The sequence below is a fragment of the Rhodothermales bacterium genome (assembly GCA_041391505.1).
Classification (GTDB): Bacteria; Bacteroidota; Rhodothermia; order Rhodothermales; family JAHQVL01; genus JAWKNW01.
Genome location: JAWKNW010000026.1, coordinates 26,907 through 48,001 on the forward strand (window position 1 = coordinate 26,907; position 21,095 = coordinate 48,001).

The following is a 21,095-nucleotide window of genomic DNA, read 5'->3' on the forward strand; positions in this document are numbered from 1 at the left end:
GGAAGATAAGGACGCCGGATCGGGCAACTCCTACACAGCGGGATGTTAAATATCGCGTCTCATCGCACGACCGTAAACCGTCGCGAACGTTCGCCGGCCGGGGTCGAAAGCCGGTACACATAGACCCCGCTGGGCAACGTCCGCGCAGGCACTTCCACGGAATGAACACCGGCTGACATCGCGCCCTCGATCAAAACCGCCACCTTGCGCCCGAGCATGTCGTACACGACCAACGATACAGACGTGGCCGCCGGCACGCCGAAAGTCACCTGAGTGGTCTGGGCGAACGGGTTGGGGAAATTCTGATCGAGGAACACCTCGGTTGGAACCGGCAGCAGCGCGGCGACGGCCGTTGAAACACCCGTGCGCAGCTCGACCGGCACCGCGAGATGCATCGAATAGCTTTCGTAGTTCAGCACGAGATCGACGACGGCCGTCTGCACGGCCTCGTTCCCCGCCGCCCGCGTCAGCGTCAGCGTGACAATGCCCGGCGTGGTGCCGAACGTGGCCGAAGGCTCGATCCAGTCGGCCGTTTCCGACAGGGTCCACCCCCATATCGGGCCGCCCAGATCGGGAAAGACGAGTCCGACCGATACCGATTCGCCGGACTCGGCCTGGGTGTAGACGGCGGAAGGAGATGGAAGGGGTACGGCCGGCGTGCCTCCGGCTCCCTCGAGCTGGGCTGCAGGCGGAATATCCGCCTCATACGTCCCGTCGCCGTCCCCGTCGCGCCCAAGAGTCACCCCATCCGGCGTGTCGCCGGCCGCAAAAACGAGCCGCAGGGCGCCGCCGGCCTTCAGCGGCTGATCGTCGAAGAGGAGGGTACGACGCAGGGCATCGGCTCCGTCGACGCGAACCCGGGTCACGCGGACGGCGGAAGCGTCGACGGACGTCTGAATCGTCACCGTATAGGCGCTATCCGTGGGCAGCGAGAGCGTCACGCCGTCGTCATCCACCACGTAACCGATCGGCGTGCGCCGCGAATCGCCCGGCTGCCAGTCCAGCGTAGGCAGCCCATAGGCGATCCGGTAGGGTTCATTCGGGGAGGTCGGCCCGGTTCGGACGCCATCGCCGTCTTCCACCCAGACCGAGATGGGACTGGAGGAGGCCACATAGAGCAATTCACGCCCGGGCAGGGCGCCGGGCTGGCCGGATGCCTTGCCGGCTAGCGCCGTCGGGACCTCGTAGCCGGAACGCAGTATGTCCACCACGCGCTCCAGTGCCGGTGGCGATCCCGGAAAACCCTGGCATCCGTCCGTTACGATGCCGGTATGCGAGCACGGGTAGTACTCGAATGGCTCGATCCAGGGAGAATCGACGCCGGAATAGTCAGTGCTGCCCACGGTGCGATCCCATCCCAGCGTCGCGCTCACCAGCGGCACCGTGCCATCGCCGGTGCCCATGATGGGCACCAGTCGGCTACGCCAATCGACGTGCCGCGGCGTGTCGCCCGGCTCCTCATACACGCTGCCATCCGCGTCACGAACCGACTCCCGGAGCCGCCAGCCCGTGACGGTGCTGCCGGCCAGGATCCCCACCTGACGGAACACCTGGGGCGGTCCGTCCCAATCAGACCAGTCGTCGATCAGGGCGTGCACGCTGGTATCCTGCACTGCCCAGATGTCCGCGTTTCGAGCCAGACCGAGCGGCCGACCGTTTGTGGGGTCGACTTTGGGCTGGGCGAAGAAGCGGGTGGTGGCGTCAAAACTCGGTAGCGACGTTCCCGCGAGGTCCTGAACGACATAGCCGTGCCGATGGGACAGCGAGGCCGGGTTGAGTGCATCCCAGTACGCGCGCGAGGGTAACAGCCCGTAGGCGCCGGGCATGTTGCGCACCATCTCGATCATGCGCCCCCATTGAATCGTGAAACCCAGCACTTCGTCGACGCCAAACACATCGCCCTTCAGATGGCCGCGCGCCGCCGCCGCCGCCCCCAGGTACGGCGTGGCCACCGTGATGTACCGGTGGAGGTGGTCCCTCGCGTGCTCAGCGTCGCGACGCACGTACACGTTCGAGACCACGCCGCCATTCGAGTGCGCCACCAGGTCCACCTCGCAGGCGCGCGCCACGTCGGGCTGTCCGCTCGTCAACGCATCGATGAGGGCGTGGAGATCGTTCGCAACATCGTACGTATTGAGGCGCCAGTCGTACGGGAACCGCCACAGGTCGTTGCCGGCGCGGTCGGCGTTCGCGCGGTCCCCGGGATAGACGGCTTCCAGCGCCGTCAACGTGCTGTTGTAGGGTAGTTGCGACTGATCGAGCACGCCGTCGAGCACCACGTTCTCCACGCTCGATCCGTCGGGATACATCGCCATTCGCGCCAGCCGGTCGTTGGCTACAGCATTTTCAGCGGTGACGGGAATCCAGATGGCGAAGCCGTCGTTGCCCACGAGCCACGAGCCGCCGATCCCGGGCGCATAGATCACGGGCCGGCGCACCTGCGCCAGCTCCGAACTGTTGCCCTGCACGTCTACGGCCGACGCCGTGACGAGCTGGCGGGGTTCGAGATCCACAACGGCGCTGAAATTTCCGGCGACGTCGGCCTTAGCCGTTCCCGCCGCCTTTACCCAGCGGCCCCAGTACCGCCCCCGCTCCGTGCCCTGCGCTGTCACCGCGTAGACTACGACCGTAGCGCCCGGCCGCGTTATGCCCGTCACCTGGGTCGGGGTCACGGAGAGCAATCGGGGCGGCGGCATGAGCGCCCCCGGCTCCCAGGGCGCGCACGTCGGCCCGTCGGCCCCGATGTCGAACGGCACGCGCGTGACGGATGAAGAGAGCCGGGAGGGGTCGACTTCGATCTCGTTGCGCAGCAGCCGGACACCCTGCCCGCTGGCCCCATCGACCACCACGCCGCCGAAGATCCGGTTCTGGAGCGCTTCCGACTCGCCGCCGATCGTCACGTCCGTCGCTCCGCCGGTTACGACAATCCCGCCGGCGACGTTGGGGGCTGCCGCGCCGCCGACCGGCAGATAGCCGATCGTGGCCGACTCGACGGTATGCCCCGCCCCACCGTCGATACGAATGCCCCATCCCCCGAAGTCGGTGATGGCGAGGCCTCGCACCGCGACATCGTTCGCGCCGGCGATGCGCAGCCCGTCCACCGCACCGAGCGCCGCGCCCGACACACGCGCGTTACCGACAGGCTGCGTCGTCGCATCGATGACCACGGCCCGACTGATGACCGGCAACGGCGAGGCCGGCGTGATGACCGGCGTACCGGGAAGATTGAAGTGGATGCGCACAAGCCCGCTCGTAACCCGCCCGGACTCCTCGATAGCAGCCCGCAGCGTGCAGTTATTCTCCGCGCTGTCGGTGTCGATGTCGCAACGACCGTCCGTCGCGTCGGCGTCCACGGCGTCGCCGATTTCGTTCACCACAAACACCGTCTCCTGCCCCTGTACTACGATCGTGCCCGGGGGCTGGACGTACGTATAGGCACCGCAATTCCCGTCGCCGGCGACGGTAACGGATCCCGTGAACGTTCCCGGGGCGATGGCTTCGTACTCCGTGGTCGAAGCGACGCGGGCTCCGGGGTCCAGCGTTTCCGGGAAGGGAGGATGGGCCGGCGAGACCACTCGGAAGAAACCCGGCGTCTTCGGGTCCGGCGAGACGAGCAGGTGCTCGAGCGGCACCCGCCCGTCGTTGGTGACCGTGGTGGTGAGCGTAAACCGATTGCCCAGTTGCACGGTCGCATTCCCGCTGGCGAAGGACAGTCCCGTGCTGGACATCGCGATAGAGACCGCCGGGCACGCCGGCCGCATCAGCAGGTTACTCCAGGCCAACCAGTTCTGATCGTTGACCAGCAGATGGTTCAGTCCGATGCCGTCGGGCAGACTGTTATACGCAAAGTCGTCAGAGGCGCACTGGCTCTGCAGTTCAGCCCGCACGTCGACCAGGTCGTTGTCCGGCGACCATAAGATGCCCGGGTAGCCGCCGATATACCCGGCGGCATTGACGGCGTCCGGGACGTAGGACGTGCTTCCGGCCCCCGTTGCGATCAGACCGGGCAACACCTCCCGGTTGCGGTGATATGTAACGGTGGTCGTGCCGTCGTCCTCCCGAGTGAGGTAGCGGCCGACATAGTCGCCGTTGGTCCCCTGCACCAGGTTTTGCACCGTGCAGCCTTCCGTCGGCACGGGCCGTTCCCCGGGAGGCGGGTATTGGCCGGCATCGTTGGGAAAGCCCCCGCAGTTCGGGATCGTGACGGGCGTGAGCACGCCATCGGCGGTCACGTGGTAATACAGCGCCGTATCGAAACCGTGGGAGATGAGCATCCCACCATCCCGCTCTACGAAAAGGCCCACCGTACCCCGAAGCCGGCCGTTGATCGGCGTGGCCGCCAGCTGCGCGACCGATTCGTAGATCGCGTCGAGATAGCGCAGTCCGTGCTCTTCATCGACGATAAAAGCGCGGGGAGGATCGCTATGGACGGGAAAATGGTCGTCCCAGCTCCAACCGATTTGAAGGCGGCCGTCCTCGGTGATGTCGTTCATCTGCGACATCATCCCGTCGTGCTGATCGGGGATCGGCAGGTAGTTGAAGCCGCTCACCGGGTTGTAGGTGACGGCGACCCCGTGATCGCGAACCCCCACCCATCCGACCGCCGTTGCCGTATTGACGCTGGAACTCAGCACCTCGTACGGCACGCTGTTGCTGATCGCGCTAAAATTCGGATACAGTCCAATTGGCGGCGCCTCGAAGACGTCGTAGGCGATGCCCAGCAGCGTGGGCCGGCAGGTGGTCTGCGCCATCGCGGGGTACGACAGCAAGCCGGCCATCAGGAGCAGAAGCGCGCGGGGGCGGATTTTTCCCCGGTCGGTAAGCCTACCCGGGAGGGTCATCAACATAACCGATGCGACGCGAGGAGGCGCCAGAAAGCATGAAGGGATGGACCGGCGATCGGACGAACGTATCCACCTGGGCTGCACCCTGCTGTATTTCGTCTCGCCGGGCCGGCACAGCGGGGACCTGGCGATGATTCAGGGATGGGACAAGGTAAGTTGTATTTGACTCCGCGATCGAGGAACTTGCAACCTTCCTGGGGGATTTCCGAACGCAGGAAGCGCACCTTACTCCGCAACGCACGCACATGGCCAAGAAGAAAGACGACACCCCAAAGAAGTCCGCCGGCGCCCCGCCCGCCGGCAGCACGGAAAACGGAAAGGCCCCGGAGCCCCTCTCGACGTTTGAGGAATACACCCGCGACTACCCCGAATGGGCCCGCGAGTTTGCGCGCAAGTACTTCACCAAGACGCTGACCCAGTTCATCCTGTACGGTAACGTCCGGGACCTCGTGCCGTTCGTCAGCGAGGAGGGCCAGACCCAGTACGTCCCGCTCCGCGCCTTCCTGCGGGAGGAGCTGTTCGCGTCCCGGGATCTCATCGTCTTCTACGATCGCTCCAGCGGCATCCACTTCAACCACGCGGAGTCGCAAAAGGACTTCAACCGGGCGCTCTCCGGCTACGACACGATCTTCGGCACCGAATACGTCAAGAACCTCCCCAAGGAGCCGGTCCGCGTCTTTTCGGTGCTCGACAACTACTTCCGCCTGCGCCTGGCCGAAGGCAAGCGTATCGCGTGTATCATCGACTATGCCGAGACCATCATCCCGATGGCCGAGGCCTCGATGTACTCGTCCGAGGACCGGAACGCGCTCGTCTACCTCCAGAAATGGGCGCACGACCCGCTGTTCCTGGAGCACGACTTCACGATCTGCCTCCTCACGGAGAACCTGACCGACCTCAACCAGCAGCTCGTCCAGAGCCCGCAGACCGCCGAGATCCGGATCGAGCTGCCGTCCGAGGCCGACCGCATCAAGTTTGTCGATCACCGCATCGCGGGCCGGGAGGCCGAATTCAAGCAGCAGTCCTCCGTCCCTTCGCGCGCCTTCGCGCAGAACACCGCCGGCCTGGGCTACGTGCAGCTTCGCACCATCCTGGCGGACGTCCTCGAGAATAAGTCGAAGATGAGCTTCGAGCGGCTGTCCGAGCTCAAGAAGGAGTTCATCGAGGCGGAGGCGTACGGGATGCTCGAGTTCGTCGAGACCGATTACAACCTGGACATGGTGGCCGGCCATGCGCAGGCGAAGGAACACCTGCGCCAGGCCGCCAACGCGCTCCGCAACGGCCGGCCGGACGTGATGCCCATGGGCTACCTCGTCAGCGGGCCGGTCGGCACCGGGAAGACGTTCATGATCACGTGTTTCGCCGGCGACATCGGCATCCCGATGGTCAAGCTCAAGAACTTCCGCTCCCAGTGGCAGGGCGTCACCGAAGGCAACCTCGAGAAGATCCTCAACCTCCTCGAAGCCATGACCCCCGTGGCGGTCATGATCGACGAGGCGGACGCCATGCTCGGCGACCGTGACTCGAGCGGCGACTCCGGCGTGTCGTCCCGCGTGTTCGGGCAGATCGCCCAGTTCATGAGCAACTCGAAACACCGCGGCCGCATCATCTTCTTCCTGCTCACCGCCCGGCCGGACCTGATGCCGATCGACCTCAAGCGGCAGGGCCGCGCCGAGGAGCACATCGCGCTCTTCTACCCCAGCGAGCGCGAGGAGCGCGAAGAGCTGCTGAAGGTGATGATGAAGCGCACGAAGGTCAAAATCCCCATCGAGGAGATGCCGGAAGCGCTCGTCAACGGCGAGCGCACCTACAGCGGCGCCGATATGGAGGCCCTCCTCACCCGCGCCAAGTTCCGCGCGGCCGCCGAGGATTCGGGCAGCGAGGTCAAGCCGGAACACGTCCAGGCCGCCGTCGACGACTTCATCCCGCCGACCTACCCCCTCGAAGTGGAGCTGCAATCCCTCGCCGCCGTCCTCGAATGCACCAACCGCGCGCTGCTCCCGCCGGAGTACCGGAAGATGGACCGGGAGGCGATCATCAAACGGGTGGATATCATCAAGCAGCTGATCGGGCGATAGCCGGGGCGTTTCCCTAGCAGTTTAGTCTTGGGGATCTATTGGGGTGGGAGTGTGGGAGTGCGGGAGTGTGGGAGTACGGGAGTTTGGGAGTACGGGGGTGCATCGCTGCCGACGCGTGCCACACATATACCCACCCCCCCATACCCCCATACCCCCAATCCGCATCCTCATCTTTTTACCCACCTATCCTTTACCGCCACATTTCCGTATTTTCCGACCGACCTTCGCCTCATCAGCCACATATCCATGATTCGATCGATCTGCACGCCGGCCAGCCATCTCGCCGCGGCGCTCGCGTTTTTGCTGATCCTGGCCACGCCGGCGGCGGCCCAGCCGGGGCAGGCCTCGAACCCGCAGGAGGCCCTGCCTCCCGTCACCCGGACGTATGCCATCGTCAACGCCCGCATCGTGCAGGCGCCGGGCCGCGAAATCCCGCGCGGGACGGTGCTCGTCCGCGACGGGCTCATCGCCGCCGTGGGCGCGAACGTCGCGGTGCCGTTTGACGCCGAGCGGATTCCCGGCGACTCCCTCGTCGTCTACGCCGGCTTCATCGACGGGCTCTCGAACGCCGGCATCCCCCAGCCTAAGCGCGAGGACAACAGCGGCCCGGTGAGCCGCGCCAACCCGCCCGACGACAAGGCGGGCATCCAGCCGGAACGGTTCGCGCACGCGATGATCGACCCGGCGGACAAATCGATCGCCGATCTGCGGAACGCCGGCTTCACCGCCGCGCACGTCGTCCCGCATGGCAACATGCTGCCCGGATCGGGCGCGGTCATCCTCCTCGCCGGCGCCTCCGCCCGCGAGATGGTGCTCGTGCCCGACGCCTCGATGTTTTTCCAGTTTGACGGCGCCCGCCGGATGTACCCCGCGACGCCGATGGGCGTCATGGCCAAATTCCGGCAGCTCTATCGCGAGGCCGAGCGCCGCAAGCAGATCGAGACGCTCTACGCCGCCAATTCCCGGGGCATCGCCCGGCCCGAATACGACCCGGTGCACTACGCCTTTTTCCCGGTCATCGACCGCGACAAGCCTGTTTTTGTCTATGCCGACAACGCCCTGGAAATCTACCGCGCCTTCCGCCTCCAGGAAGCGCTCGGCTTCCCGCTCATCCTCGGCGGCATCTACCAGGCCTTCGATGCGATGGACCAGCTCGCCGCGCACAACGTCCCGATGTTCCTGACGCTCAAGCTCCCCAAGGAAGACGACAAAAAGGGCAAGGGCGATAGCGTGAGCGTCGCCGGCTTCGACCCCGCCTTCCGCGCCGCCGGGTATGCCGACGTCGAAAAGGAAACCAAAAACCTCGAGGCGCGGCAGGAGATCTTCCGCCGGCAATACATCCGCGCCGCGGCGGATCTGCACGACGCCGGCCTCGTGTTCGGCTTCAGCACGAAGGACGTCAAGCCCGCCGATATCCACAAGAACCTGCGCAAGATGGTCGCCGCCGGCCTTCCGGAGGAGACGGCGCTCGCCGCGCTGACGACCGACGCGGCCCGGATGCTCGATCTGTCCGATAACCTCGGCACGGTCGAGACCGGCAAGATCGCCAACCTCGTCGTGGCCGACGGCCCCCTCTTCGCCGAAAAAACCGCGCTCGAGCTGGTGTTCGTCGACGGCGTCAAATACAAGGTCGAGGCCCCGAGGGCGGAGGCCAACGGCCGGCGCGGCGGCAGCGAGCGCCCGAGCGCCGTCGGCAGCTGGCGCTTCGTGGCCGAGAGTGCCAACCTGCGCGGCGTCATCGCCATCACCGGCACGGCCGACAACCTGGAGGGCACGATCGAAGCCGAAGGGCTCACCCTGCGGACCCTGCAGAACGTCACGCTCGACGGCGAGACGCTTCGTTTCGAGTTCTCCCTCGAAGACATGGGCGCGCTGAAAGCCGTCCTGACGATCGACGGGGACGCGCTCGACGGAGCCTTCGAATCCGAAACCGCCGGCTCGATGCCCGTCACCGCCACACGCCAGGCGCCCGGCCGGCAAGGCTGACGCCCCCCGAAAGCACGCCCGAACTTCGCACGAGAGCCTACCTACCGGCAACGACATGAAACGCGCCCTGATCTTTCTGCTAACCAGCATGGCCCTGCTCGGTATCACGCCGGCGAACGCCCAGGATACCGGCGACATCCTGATCAAAAACGGGACGGTCCTGACGGTCACGAACGGCACCCTGCCCAACACCGACGTCCTGATCCGCGACGGCAAGATCGCGCGGGTGGCCGCCGGCCTCAGCGCTCCGCGCGGCGTCCGCGTGGTGGACGCCACCGGGATGTACGTGATGCCCGGCATCATCGACGCGCATTCGCACAATGCGCTCAGCTCGATCAACGAAGGCACCGCGCCGGTGACCTCCGAGGTCACCATGGAGGATGTGATCGACCCGTTCGACATCGGCATCTACCGGGCCCTCGCCGGCGGCGTCACCACCATCCACGCCATGCACGGCTCGGCCAACGTCATCGGCGGCCAGTGCGAGACGCTCAAACTGCGCTACGGCCTGACCAACCCGGACCTGCTCAAGATGGAGGGCGCCCCGCGGACGATCAAGTTCGCCCTCGGCGAAAACCCCACGCGCAACCACGGCAGCGAAGGGATTCACCCCTCCTCGCGCATGGGCGTCGAGCTGGTCCTGCGCAAGGCGTTCGACGAGGCGCACCGGTACATGGAGGCATGGGACGCCTACGAGAAAGAGCGCATCACCAACCTCCGCGCCATCCCGCCGGCGTACAACCAGCGGCTGGAGGTCATCGCCGACATCATCCGCGGCGACGTGCTCGTCCAGGCCCATTCCTACCGGGCGGATGAGATCGTGATGCTCGTCAACGTCCTGCGCGACAACGGCGTCAAGAAGCTCAACCTCCAGCATGCCAACGAGGCGTTTAAAGTCGCCCCCGAGCTGGCCGAATTCGGCGCGACCGCCTCGGTGTTTGCCGACTGGTGGGCCTACAAGTTCGAGGTCTACTACTCGACCGCCTACAACGCGGCGATCCTCACGCGCAACGGCGTCACGACATCGATCAACTCGGACTCCGGCGAACTCATTCGCCACCTCTACCACGAGGCCGCGAAAACCCAGCGCTACGGCGACCTCAACGACGACGAGGCGCTGGCCCTGATCACCATCAACCCGGCCATGCAGCTCGGCATCGCGAACCGCGTCGGCTCCATCGAGGTCGGCAAGGACGGCGACATCGCCCTCTTCAACGCGCACCCGCTGTCGGTGTACGCCGTGCCCCAGCTGACCATCGTCGACGGCATCGTCCGGTTCGACATCGAAAACGACCCCGACGACATGCGCCTCACCGTCGACCCGGACGAGCCCGTCGAGCAGACCCTGCTGATGACGCGCGAGGATCACGACCGCGACATGGAGGGGGTGTTCGATCTCTACGACTTCTTCGCCGGCGAAAACGAATGACCGTCCCGCATCCGGCCATCGCGCACCTGAACCGCCACCGCTTACCCGACGCACACCGTCTCATGAAATCATCCTCTTTCTTCGCCTTCCTGCTTCTCGGGCTCCTGCTGGCGCCGGCCGCGGCCGCCCAGCCGCAGATCGACGGCGAGCCCAAAGCGCGGCGCGGCACGTTCGCCGTCACCAACGTCCGCATCGAGACCGTGTCGAGCGGCGTGATCGAGTCCGGCACGATCGTTATCGAAAACGACCTCATCGTCGCGATCGGGGCCAACGTGACGATACCTCCCGGCGCGGAGATCATCGACGGGGCCGGCCAGACGGCCTATCCGGGCATGATCGACTCGGGCACGCGGCTCGGCCTCGTCGAAGTCGGTTCGGATCCACGCACGATCGACTTCCGGGAAGTCGGCGACGTCACCCCGCACGTCGAGGCGCTCACCGCCATCAACCCCAACTCCGTCGCCATCCCCGTCACCCGCGTGAGCGGCGTTACGACGGTGATTTCCGCCCCGACCGGCGGCCTCTTCCCGGGCAAGGCGGCGCTGGTGAACCTGCACGGCTACACGCCGGAGCAGATGAGCGTCGGCGGGGTACAGCTGATGACCCTGACCTTCCCGACGTCGGCGCGCCGCGGCCGGTTCGACCAGCGGTCCGAGGAAGACGTGAAGAAAGCCTACGACGAGGCCATCCAGAAGCTCGACGGCATCTGGGAAGACGCGAAGCTGTACGCGCGGATCGACTCGGCCTACCGCGCCAACCCCGACGCCGGCCGCCGGCCGGAGTACAACCCGGAGATGACGGCGATGCTACCCGTCGTCCGCGGCCAGATGCCGCTCCTGGTGACGGTGGAGGCGGCGAAGGATATCACCGCCGCGATCGCGTGGGTGAAGAAGCAGCGCGTCGCCCGCCCGGTATTCAGCGGCGTGGCGGAAGGCTGGCGCGTGGCGGACGAACTGGCGGAAGCCGGCATCCCCTGCATCGTCGGCCCCATGCTGTCCACCCCGACACGCGACGCCGACCGGTACGACAAGGCGTATGCGAACATCGGCCTCCTGCACAAAGCGGGGGTCAAGGTAGCCATCCAGACGGGCGACGCGGAGAACGTGCGCAACCTGCCCTTCAACGCCGGCTTCGCGGCGACCTACGGGATGGGCCGGGAAGAAGCGCTGCGCGCCGTGACGCTCGCGCCGGCGGAGATCTTCGGCGTGGCCGATCAGCTGGGCTCGCTGGAAGTGGGGAAAAAAGCCAACCTCTTTATCGCCAACGGCGACCCGTTCGAGACGAAGACGAAGATCACGAAGGTCTTCATCGACGGCTACGACATCCCGCTGGAAAACCGCCAGACCCGCCTCTACGAGGAATTCCTGGAGCGCACCCCCGGCCTGGAGAAACACCCGAAAGCCCCGGAAGTGGCGGCGCCGACTGGGTGAGTGTATTGTAAATCGTAGATCGCAAATCGTAGATCGCAAATCGTAGATCGCAAATCGTAGATCGCAAATCGTAGATCGCAAATCGTAGATCGCAAATCGTAGATCGCAAATGGGTCCCTGGACAAACCCTGCGATTTATGATTTTCGATTTGCGATTTGCGATTCAAACTGTTCGATCGTAGCCCGGATGCCGTCTCGCAGGGGCGTTTCGTAGATCGTGGGGATGTGCCGGCGAAACGTGACCGTGTCGAACTCGGCCGGGAAGGGCAGGTCGTTTTGCTTGAACGTGACCTGCGCGCCGGGGCGCAGCGCCCGGATGATGTCCACCACCTCCGCAACTTCCACCGCCTTCGTGTCCAGGTTGAACACGAAGCTGCCGTCGAGCGGCCGCGTCGCGGCGTCGATGAACTGCTGCGCGACGTCGGACGCCCACTGGAACTGCATCGGGCCGCTGAAGCCGATCTCGAACGCCTCGCCCTTCGCCGCGGCGAGCATGGCCTTGGTCGGATCGCTCGTCAGCCCCTGATCCCGCCCCACGCCGTACACCGTGAACGGACGCAGCGCGATGCTGCTGATGCTGTTTTCGCGCCAGTACACCTCCGCCGTCCCCTCGTTCGCGCGTTTGTAGACGCCGTACAGCGTCCGCGGCTTGAGGGGGCTGGCGTCGTCGATGACCGTATCGGCATAATCCTCGGGCGCGCCGTAGACGGCGATGGACGAAGCATAGGCCAGATGGCGAATGCCGGCCGCCCGCGCCGCCTCGAACACGTTCACGGTCCCCACCACGTTCACCTGCGCCCCCAGCACCGGGTTGGCCCGGCAAAACGGCACCTGCAGCGCGGCCAGATGGATGATGTGCGTGACGCCCTGGCCGGTCACCGTATCCACCACCTGCGCGGTGTCCGTGAGGTCGCCCCGGACGTACGAGATGGCCTCCTGCTCGCGGCTCGACAGCAGCATGTCGACCCGGTGCCGCGTATCGCTGAGATCGAAGCTGACGACCCGGTGGCCGGCGTGGACGAGATGGCGTAGCGCCCAGGCGCCGATGCACCCCATGGCGCCGGTGACGAGAAATACGGGAGGGGGATTCAAAACGGATTGGGATAAAGGAGGAGTTAGCGATTTCCGAACGGCACCACCAGCGCCAGCCAGGGCAGGACGATCAGGCGATCGACTTCGAAGCCAAAGGGCACCATGCCGCCGTAGTCGATCGAAATCCGCGACGCAATGTAGCGGCCGCCGAACAGGGCGAGGCCCGCGCTCTCCTCGCCCGTGGAGATAATATAACTCTCAAACAGCAGGTAGCTGCGCTTCCCCTGACGGGACATCGCGCTGAGCGTGAGGGCAGGATGCCGGCCCCAGTCGCGGCCGGCAAAACCGTAGCCGAGTCCGAACGAGACGTTGGCGTCGCGCGACCCGTACGTGCCGATGCCGTAGACGATGCCGGCGGCGCCGTCTTCGCTGCCGAATCCGCCCACCAGCGTGCCAGCCAGCGCGCCGATACCCAGGTTAAATTTGTCGGGGACGATCGGGAGGGACAGCTTCGGCGTGATCCAGGCTGGAAACGCCTCGCCGCCCCATAAAAACAAGGGCACGAGACCCAGACCGATGGTCGCGTGATCCGTCACGCCGATACTGATCTGGTTGAAGAAAATCCAGACGTTCTGGTAGTACCCCTCCCCCTTTCGGAGTCCGTACCCGTTCGGCCCCCAGAAATACCGCGTCGCCTGCGGATTGCGCGCCCAGATTTCGCCGCTGTCTCGCCGGCGGGCGTCGACGACCTCCATCCGCACGATCAGCTCCTCTCGGATGGACACCACGCCGATCGTGTCGGTCTCCAGCCGGATGGCGCCGGCGACGCGCTCGACGATCTTGCCGACATACTCGTTGCCGTCCCGCGTCACGATGCGCCAGACTTGCGCGGTATCCGCCGGCGCCTGGGCCGATGCCGCACCGGCACTCGCCATCCATAATGCCAGCAGCGCGGCAACAAGGACGCGTTGGTTACTCGTCATGGGATTGTTCCACGAAGTCCAGCCGGGGCGTGGGGCTCACGGCGGACCATCCACCGTCTACCACCAGCGTCTGCCCGGTGATCTGGTCGGAGGACGGGGCGAGCAAAAAGAGCGCCGCCCGGGCGATATCCGACGGGTAGGCGGGCCGGCGGCTGGGGGAGAGCTCGGACCAGTGCGCCTCGTAGTCGGGGTCGTCCGCCAGGTTGCGCGGGGTCACCGTGGCTCCGGGCGCCACGCAGTTGACGGTAATTTTGAAGGGAGACAGCTCCACCACGAGGTTGCGGGCCAGCATCTCCAGGCCGGCCTTCGTCATGCTGTAGGCCGACAGATACTCGATCGCCTGATGGCCCGTCACCGACGACATGAAGAGGATGCGCCCACCCGTCCCCTGCTTCCGCATGTGGCGCGCGGCCGCCTGCGCGAGGAAAAAAGAGCCCCCGAGGTTGACGTTTAGGACACGCTGAAAATCTTCCGGCGTGTATTCGAGAAAGCTGTTCCACAGCGTCTGGCCGGCGTTCGCCACCGCGATGGTGATCTTGCCGCCCTCGCGCACGGCCTCGTCCACGAGCCCGCGCACCACGTTGACGTCCCCGACATCGCCCCCCATCCCGATGCAATGCCCGCCCTGCTTCTGGATCGCCGTCGCGGCATTGTGGGCGCGCGTGCTGTCCACGTCATTCAGCACCACCACGGCCCCGCTGAGCGCCAGCAGCCGCGCGATTTCGAAGCCGATGCCTTCGCCGGCGCCGGTCACTACCGCGGAATGCCCGCTGAAGACTGATTTACGCATAGGGGGATCGGATGGGTCAGGGGTGGGGTGCGGGATATGGGGTGCGGGATACGAGTTGTGGGATGCGGGATGTGAGATCCTGGATTCCGGGCGCTGGATATCGGGGATCGAGCATCCCGCTCTCTTTCCCTCAAAACGTAGCGCGCCCGCCCGACAAATCAAACACGAAACCCGTGTTGAAGCTGGCTTCCTCGGAAACGATCCAGCATGAGATCGCGGCCGCCTCGTCGACGGTGCCCAGCCGGCCCATGGGGATCTTGGAGGCCATGTATTCGAGCATCTCGGGGGCGGTATCCTCGTTCATCGGGGTGCGGATGACCGCCGGCGCGAGGCCGTTGACCGTCACGCCCGTGCCGGCGTACTCCTTCCCGATGCCCTTGACCAGGCCCATCACGCCCGACTTGCTCGCCGCGTAGCCGGCCATGCCCGGGTTGCCCTCCTTGCCGCCGATGGAGGCGATTAGCAGGATGCGCCCGTACGACCGCTTGAGCATCGGACCGATCGCGTATTTCGTCATCAGGAACGAGCCGGTCAGGTTGATGTCGACCACCTGGCGAAACGACGCCGCGTCGTAGTCGAGAATCTTGGTCGACGTCGGTCCGACCACGCCGGCGCAGTTGATCATCACGTCGAGCCGGCCGAAACGGCCGACCACATCGTCGATGGCCTCCTTCACGCCGGGCTCGCTGGTCACGTCCACCCCGTAGGTGGCGGCGTCCATCTCATCGGACCGGAAGCCCGCCGCGGCCTTGTCCAGCAGGGCCTGGTCGCGGTCGAACAAAACGACCGTAGCGCCCTCACGCGCCAGCCGGCGACCGATCGCCAGCCCGATCCCGCTCGCGCCGCCCGTCACGATGGCGACCTGGTTTTCGAATCGATTCATGGTAGGGGTTCAAGGATGGAGGTTCAATGTGCAAGGATTGGGAGGGAAGGTCCGCGAACGACGTCCTTGAACCTCAAACCTTGAACCTTGCACCGTTACCCTCAATGGTTCGGATTCGGCACGTCGCTGCCGGACTTGCCCTGGAGGAAGTCGAAGTCGGCGCCGGTGTCGGCTTGCATGACGTGGTTGAGGTACATGCTGACGTACCCGCGGTCCGTGTGGGGCGATCGGGGCGTCCAGGCGGCGCGCCGGCGGGCGATTTCGGCTTCGGGGACGTCCAGATGGAGCTTTCGCGCCGGCACGTCGAGTTCGATCATGTCGCCGTCCTGCACCAGCGCGAGCGTCCCGCCGATGGCGGACTCGGGGGCGACATGCAGCACCACGGTGCCGTATGCCGTCCCGCTCATGCGGCCGTCGGAGATGCGGACCATGTCGCGCACGCCCTCCTCCAGCACCTTTTTGGGCAGCCCCATGTTGCCCACTTCCGGCATGCCCGGATACCCTTTCGGGCCGACGTTTTTCAGGACGAGGACCGAGTCCTTCGTCACGTTGAGGTTCGGGTCGTCGATCCGGTCGTAGTCGTCGTAGTCCTCGAACACGACCGCCGGCCCGCGATGCCGCATCAGTTCGGGCGAGGCGGCGGACGGCTTGATGATGGCGCCGTCTTCGGCGAGGTTGCCGCGCAGCACGGCCAGGCCGGCGTGATCGAGCAGCGGCTCCGCCGCCGGCGTGATCACGTCCGTGTTGTAGTTCGGCGCCTCCTCATTGTTTTCGCCAAACGACTTGCCCGTCACGGTCAGCGCCCCGAGATGCAGCCGGTCCCGGATTTCGGCGACGACGGCGGGCAGGCCGCCGGCGTAGTAGAAATCCTCCATCAGGTATTTGCCCGACGGCATCAGGTTGACGAGTAGCGGCATCTCGCTGCCGAGCCGGTCGAAATCCTCCAGCGAAAGATCGATCCCGACCCGGCCGGCGATGGCCAGCAGATGGATGACGAAATTCGTGGATCCCCCCACCGCGGCGTTCACCCGGATCGCGTTCTCGAAGGCCTGCCGCGTGAGGATCTGGGAGAGCTTGAGGTCTTCGCGGACCATCTCGACGATGCGCATCCCGGTCATGTGCGCGAGCCGGCGACGGCGGGAATCCGGCGCGGGGATCGCCGCGGCGCCCGGAAGCGTCAGCCCCAGCGCCTCGACCATGCACGCCATCGTCGACGCCGTGCCCATCGTCATGCAGTGGCCGTCGCTGCGGGACATGCAGGCTTCGGCATCGAAGAATTCGTGTTCGGTGATCTTGCCGGCGCGCAGGTCCTCGCTGAATTCCCACACGCTCGTGCCCGACCCGATGTCGCGCCCCTTGTATTTGCCGTTGAGCATGGCGCCGCCCGGCAGGACGATCGTCGGGAGATCGACACTCGCCGCCCCCATGACGGTCGACGGCGTTGTCTTGTCGCACCCGGTCATCAGCACGATGCCGTCGAGCGGGTTGGCGCGGATCGACTCCTCGACGTCCATGCTGGCGAGGTTGCGGTAGAGCATCGTCGTCGGCCGCATCAGAATCTCGCCGAGCGACATGACGGGGAACTCGAACGGAAACCCGCCGGCTTCATAAACGCCACGCTTCACGTGCTCGGCCAGCATCCGGAAGTGGGCATTGCACGGCGTCAGCTCGGACCACGTGTTGCAGATGCCGATGACAGGCCGGCCGTCGAACATATGGTCCGGATGGCCCTGGTTTTTTGTCCAGCTCCGATGGACGAATCCCATCTTGTCCTTGGTGCCGAACCAGACGGCGCTTCGGAGATCGCTTTTCTTTTCTGACATAGGGGATAAAAAAGGTTGGCGGTGGGCTTCGAATGTACGGCAGAGCGGGATAGGATCAAGGATCAAGGATGAAGGATCAAGGATCAAGGACGTTTGCCTTGAACCTTGAACATCGAACCTTGAACTCCCATTAACCGTCCCGGTTAATGGGGGTACGCCCGCGTGTGCTGGCCGCCGTCGATCATGACGGTATTGCCGTTCATCGAGCCGTTCGCGTCGCTCAGGAGGTACACGGCGAAGCTGGCGATATCTTCCGGACGGGCCATGCGGCCCAGGAGGTGCGCTTCGTCGATGCGCCGGCGCTCAGCCCCGGGGTCCGGGTGGGTGTCGAACGCGTTGGTATTCAGGGGCGTCAGTGTCCATCCCGGCGCGATGGCGACGGAGAGGATGTTATCCGCCGCCCATTCCATGGCGATCGACTGGGTGAGCGCGCTCATCGCGGCCTTCGAGGCGTTGTACGGGAAGGCGCCGGGCATCGTCTGGGTGGCGTGGATGGAGGAGATGTTGACGACAATGCCCCGGCCGGCGGCCTTGAGGTAGGGATGCGCCGCCTGCGCCATCGCCCAGGCCGAGTAGAAGTTGACGCGGAAGCACCGGTCGATCTGCGCCGCGGTTGCCCCGAGCACCCCGTGGTTGAAGTTCGTGCCGGCGTTGTTGACCACCCCATCCAATCCCCCCAGAACCCCTGCCGCGCGGTCGACAAAAGCATGGCATCCCTCCAGATCCCCCACATCCAGCACCTCGAAGTAGGCGCGCCGTCCAGAGGCCTCAATGGCCATCTTAACCTCCTCCGCCCCTTCCTCCGTGAGCCCACAAAACGCCACATCCGCCCCGGCCTCCGCGCAAGCGAGAGCAATCGCCCGCCCGATGCCGCTCGTGGCGCCGGAAATGAGGATCCTTTTTTCGGCCAGGTCTATCCGCATGACGCTCTAATCACCTCACAAATCGCTATTCGCTATTCGCTTATCCTTCACCCCCCAAACTTCGTCTCCGCCATCCCCCTCACCCCCGGCTGGAGGGCAAACACCCCGCCGGCCTGGGGCTGCACCATGCGGGTCTCATCGGGGAGGTTGATGCTGGCCGAGGTGATATAGAGCGTGTCGAGGTCCGGACCGCCGAACATACAGCTTGTCGGGCGCTGTACGGGCATGCGGACTTCCAGATCGATCGAGCCGTCGGGCGCATACCGCGTGACGCGCCAGCCGTCCCACACGGCGCTCCAGATGTACCCCTCGGCGTCGACCGTCAGCCCATCCGGGTAGCCCTGGTCGACCACGGCGAAAACACGTTCGTTGGAGATCGCGCCGGCGGCGAGGTCGAAGTCGAACGCGAAGATGCGTTGCATCGACGAATCCGAATAATACATGGTCCGGTTGTCCGGGCTCCATCCGATGCCGTTGGAGATAAACGCGCCGGGGCGCATGAGCCGGCAGGAGTGGTCGGGGTCGAGCCGGTACAGGGCGCCGTTGATGACTTTTTCAGCGTTGTCCATCGTGCCGGCCCAGAACCGGCCGGCGCGGTCGCACTTGCCATCGTTAAACCGGTTGCCGGCCTTATCCGCCTCTGGATCGACGACGGGGATGACATCACCCGAGTCAAAATCCAGCATATAAAACCCGTTCTGCAGCGCCAGCACCGCCCCGTCGATGGTGCGGAGGGCAAAGCTGCCGATCTCTTCGGGTAGCGCCCACACCCGGTAGTCGCCCGTGCCGGGGGTCCACTTCTGGAGGTGGCGTTCCTTGATGTCGATCCAGTACAGCGCCTGCTCCTCGGGGTCCCACACGGGCCCTTCGCCGAGGATGTCCTGCGAGTCAAATGCACAGTAGGGTTTCATGATGATGCTCCACGGTGATGGTTCCGGGAAGCTACGATCTCGAGCCGGGGATTCATAGGGGGATTTGCGAAGCGGGCTGGATTGACTGGCGCCATGTGGTCTGCTATTTTGATCCGTAGCCCCTTAATACAAAGGATAACAGTCCGTGCCGATCATCTACCTCGACAACTGCGCCTTGCAAAGGCCATTGGACAACCGTGATCAGTTGCGAATCCGCATCGAAGCCGAAGCCATCACCGCCGTTCTGGAAGCCGTAGAATCCGATAAGGTAGAACTGGCCACTTCTGCTGCCCTTCGCGCGGAATCTTCCAGGAGCAGCCAACAGAACCGCCGTGATTTCGTTCAAAAAATACTTTCACTGGCACGACACGAAGCCCCAAAAGCTGAGACGTTCATGGCACGAATCAAGGTATATGGCGAACTGGGGATGGCACCTTTCGATGCGATGCACCTGGCGTCCGCGGTCAGCATGCGCGCTGATTTTTTCTGCAGCACCGACGACCGATTGCTCAGAAAGGCCCGCATGGCGAACACGGAGACCACTCGCGTCGTTACTCCTCTTGAACTAGCACAGGCTCTAAACCTATGAGTACACATGTTTCCCCAACCGGTCGCCCCAGAACGGCGGTAGAACTGAACGCCGCCGGCCTGGATGCGCTCATTCGGGCACTAGGTATTGCGGATGCGGCCCGATTCCTCCAACAATATGGCCCAGGTATTGGGGACTATACGGCAGAACGTGACAGCCTTTTAGGCGGCTTGAGCATGGACGACGTGCTTCGACTGACACGAGAACACGAACGGCCGTAGCATCGATATGCTACTGACAGCTGCGTTTTCATGCAAGTCAAACGTTGCATCGCACAAGATGTCACTCGTCTCCCAGGCTCCGGCATGCACTTCTCCCCACGCCAAATCCTCCAAATTTGCATGCTTGCGCTCTGTTTTATCCGACCAGTCGCCGGCCAGGATGTGCCCGACGGAGTCGTGGCCGACACACTCGACTGGCAGCGCTACTTTCCTCTGGAAATCGGGAATACGTTGGAATACGCGGGAGTTGCCAGTCGGCCAGCATCGCGTTTCGCATGACTTGAGCGGATTGGCCTCAGGGATCTATTTTATCCGCCTGACATCGGAAACGGGCCAGGAGGCTACGCGACCCTTCCTTGTGTATCATTAACGTTCTAACTCGTTGAACCTCGAACTCTCCTCCCGCGTCATCCTCGTCACCGGCGGCGCCAAAGGCATCGGCCGGGCCATCGTGCAGCATCTCGTCGAGGAAGGCGCCGTGCCGGTGCTCATCGACAAGGACCCCGCAGCGCTACGTGCCGCCATGCAGGCGCTGGCGGACGCCGGCCACGACGCGCTCTCCGTCGAGGCCGACCTCACGGATCCCGACGCCTGCCGCCGCGCCGTCGACGAAGCCGTGGCGGCGTACGGGCGCCTCGACGCGCTCGTCAACAACGCCGGCTTCAACGACAAGATCGGCCTCGACGCCGGCCCGAAAGCGTTCATGGGCTCCATCGAGCGCAACCTGCTCCACGTGTACGCCATGGCGCACTACGCCCTGCCCTACCTGAAGGCGAGCAAGGGTCCGATTGTGAATATAAGCTCCAAAACCGCGCTGACGGGCCAGGGCGGCACGTCGGGCTACATCGCGGCGAAAGGCGGGGTGCTGGCGCTCACCCGCGAATGGGCCACCGAGCTGTGCGACGACGGGATCCGGGTGAACTGCGTGGTGCCGGCGGAAGTGTGGACCCCGCTCTACGAATGGTTCATCTCCAACGAACCCGACCCCGCCGCGCGCAAGCGCGAGATCGAGGACCGCATCCCGCTCGGCCGGCGCATGACGACCCCGGACGAAATCGCCGACATGGTCCTCTTCCTCCTCTCCCCCCGCGCCAGCCACATCACCGGCCAGTGGCTATCGGTGGATGGAGGGTATGTGCATCTGGACAGGATGCGGTGAAATCGCAAATCGCA

General features: G+C 65.0%; 14 protein-coding genes. 6 read left to right on the forward strand and 8 right to left on the reverse strand.

Features of this window, described 5'->3' with window-relative positions:
* Positions 1 to 59 precede the first annotated feature (59 nt).
* Entirely contained in the window at positions 60 to 4,847 is a 4,788-nt protein-coding gene (locus R2834_19890) for a T9SS type A sorting domain-containing protein (protein ID MEZ4702605.1), read from the reverse strand.
* A 242-nt stretch (positions 4,848 to 5,089) separates the two neighbouring features.
* On the opposite strand from R2834_19890, the gene R2834_19895 reads away from it, so the two are divergent.
* The 4 genes from R2834_19895 to R2834_19910 all read left to right on the forward strand — a co-directional run bounded on the left by R2834_19895 (position 5,090) and on the right by R2834_19910 (position 11,767).
* A complete protein-coding gene (locus tag R2834_19895; protein ID MEZ4702606.1) occupies positions 5,090 to 6,922 on the forward strand; it encodes an AAA family ATPase in 1,833 nt (610 codons plus the stop codon).
* Positions 6,923 to 7,168: 246 nt separating this feature from the next.
* Positions 7,169 to 8,908 (forward strand): amidohydrolase family protein, encoded by a 1,740-nt coding sequence (locus R2834_19900; protein MEZ4702607.1) that lies wholly within the window; start codon positions 7,169 to 7,171, stop codon positions 8,906 to 8,908.
* Positions 8,909 to 8,963: 55 nt separating this feature from the next.
* The gene (locus tag R2834_19905; protein ID MEZ4702608.1) at positions 8,964 to 10,337 is read left to right on the forward strand and encodes an amidohydrolase family protein; all 1,374 of its coding nucleotides are present in this window, start codon (positions 8,964 to 8,966) and stop codon (positions 10,335 to 10,337) included.
* Positions 10,338 to 10,399: 62 nt separating this feature from the next.
* A complete protein-coding gene (locus tag R2834_19910) occupies positions 10,400 to 11,767 on the forward strand; it encodes an amidohydrolase family protein (GenBank protein ID MEZ4702609.1) in 1,368 nt (455 codons plus the stop codon).
* Positions 11,768 to 11,902: 135 nt separating this feature from the next.
* Here the strand turns inward: R2834_19910 and R2834_19915 are convergent, their stop codons facing one another.
* The 7 genes from R2834_19915 to R2834_19945 form a co-directional block, all read right to left on the reverse strand.
* Positions 11,903 to 12,859, reverse strand: coding sequence for an NAD-dependent epimerase/dehydratase family protein (locus R2834_19915; protein ID MEZ4702610.1), 957 nt, complete (start codon positions 12,857 to 12,859; stop codon positions 11,903 to 11,905).
* A 23-nt stretch (positions 12,860 to 12,882) separates the two neighbouring features.
* On the reverse strand, positions 12,883 to 13,782 hold the full coding sequence (locus R2834_19920) for a hypothetical protein (GenBank protein MEZ4702611.1): 900 nt from the start codon (positions 13,780 to 13,782) through the stop codon (positions 12,883 to 12,885).
* Positions 13,772 to 14,572 carry an SDR family oxidoreductase gene (locus R2834_19925; GenBank protein ID MEZ4702612.1) on the reverse strand — a complete coding sequence of 267 codons (801 nt, stop codon included), beginning with the start codon at positions 14,570 to 14,572 and terminating at the stop codon, positions 13,772 to 13,774. The genes R2834_19920 and R2834_19925 overlap by 11 nt, the downstream gene beginning before the upstream one ends.
* Positions 14,573 to 14,702: 130 nt before the next feature.
* Entirely contained in the window at positions 14,703 to 15,455 is a 753-nt protein-coding gene (locus R2834_19930; GenBank protein ID MEZ4702613.1) for an SDR family NAD(P)-dependent oxidoreductase, read from the reverse strand.
* Between the two features lie 101 nt (positions 15,456 to 15,556).
* Positions 15,557 to 17,278 carry an L-arabinonate dehydratase gene (gene araD, locus R2834_19935; protein MEZ4702614.1) on the reverse strand — a complete coding sequence of 574 codons (1,722 nt, stop codon included), beginning with the start codon at positions 17,276 to 17,278 and terminating at the stop codon, positions 15,557 to 15,559.
* Positions 17,279 to 17,421: 143 nt separating this feature from the next.
* Entirely contained in the window at positions 17,422 to 18,201 is a 780-nt protein-coding gene (locus R2834_19940) for an SDR family oxidoreductase (GenBank protein ID MEZ4702615.1), read from the reverse strand.
* Between the two features lie 47 nt (positions 18,202 to 18,248).
* The gene (locus tag R2834_19945; GenBank protein ID MEZ4702616.1) at positions 18,249 to 19,112 is read right to left on the reverse strand and encodes an SMP-30/gluconolactonase/LRE family protein; all 864 of its coding nucleotides are present in this window, start codon (positions 19,110 to 19,112) and stop codon (positions 18,249 to 18,251) included.
* 145 nt (positions 19,113 to 19,257) lie between these two features.
* Between R2834_19945 and R2834_19950 the strand changes: the two genes are divergently transcribed.
* Complete coding sequence (locus R2834_19950; protein MEZ4702617.1) at positions 19,258 to 19,701, forward strand: PIN domain-containing protein; 444 nt, start codon at positions 19,258 to 19,260, stop codon at positions 19,699 to 19,701.
* 603 nt (positions 19,702 to 20,304) lie between these two features.
* Positions 20,305 to 21,081 (forward strand): SDR family oxidoreductase, encoded by a 777-nt coding sequence (locus R2834_19955; protein ID MEZ4702618.1) that lies wholly within the window; start codon positions 20,305 to 20,307, stop codon positions 21,079 to 21,081.
* Positions 21,082 to 21,095: the final 14 nt, after the last annotated feature.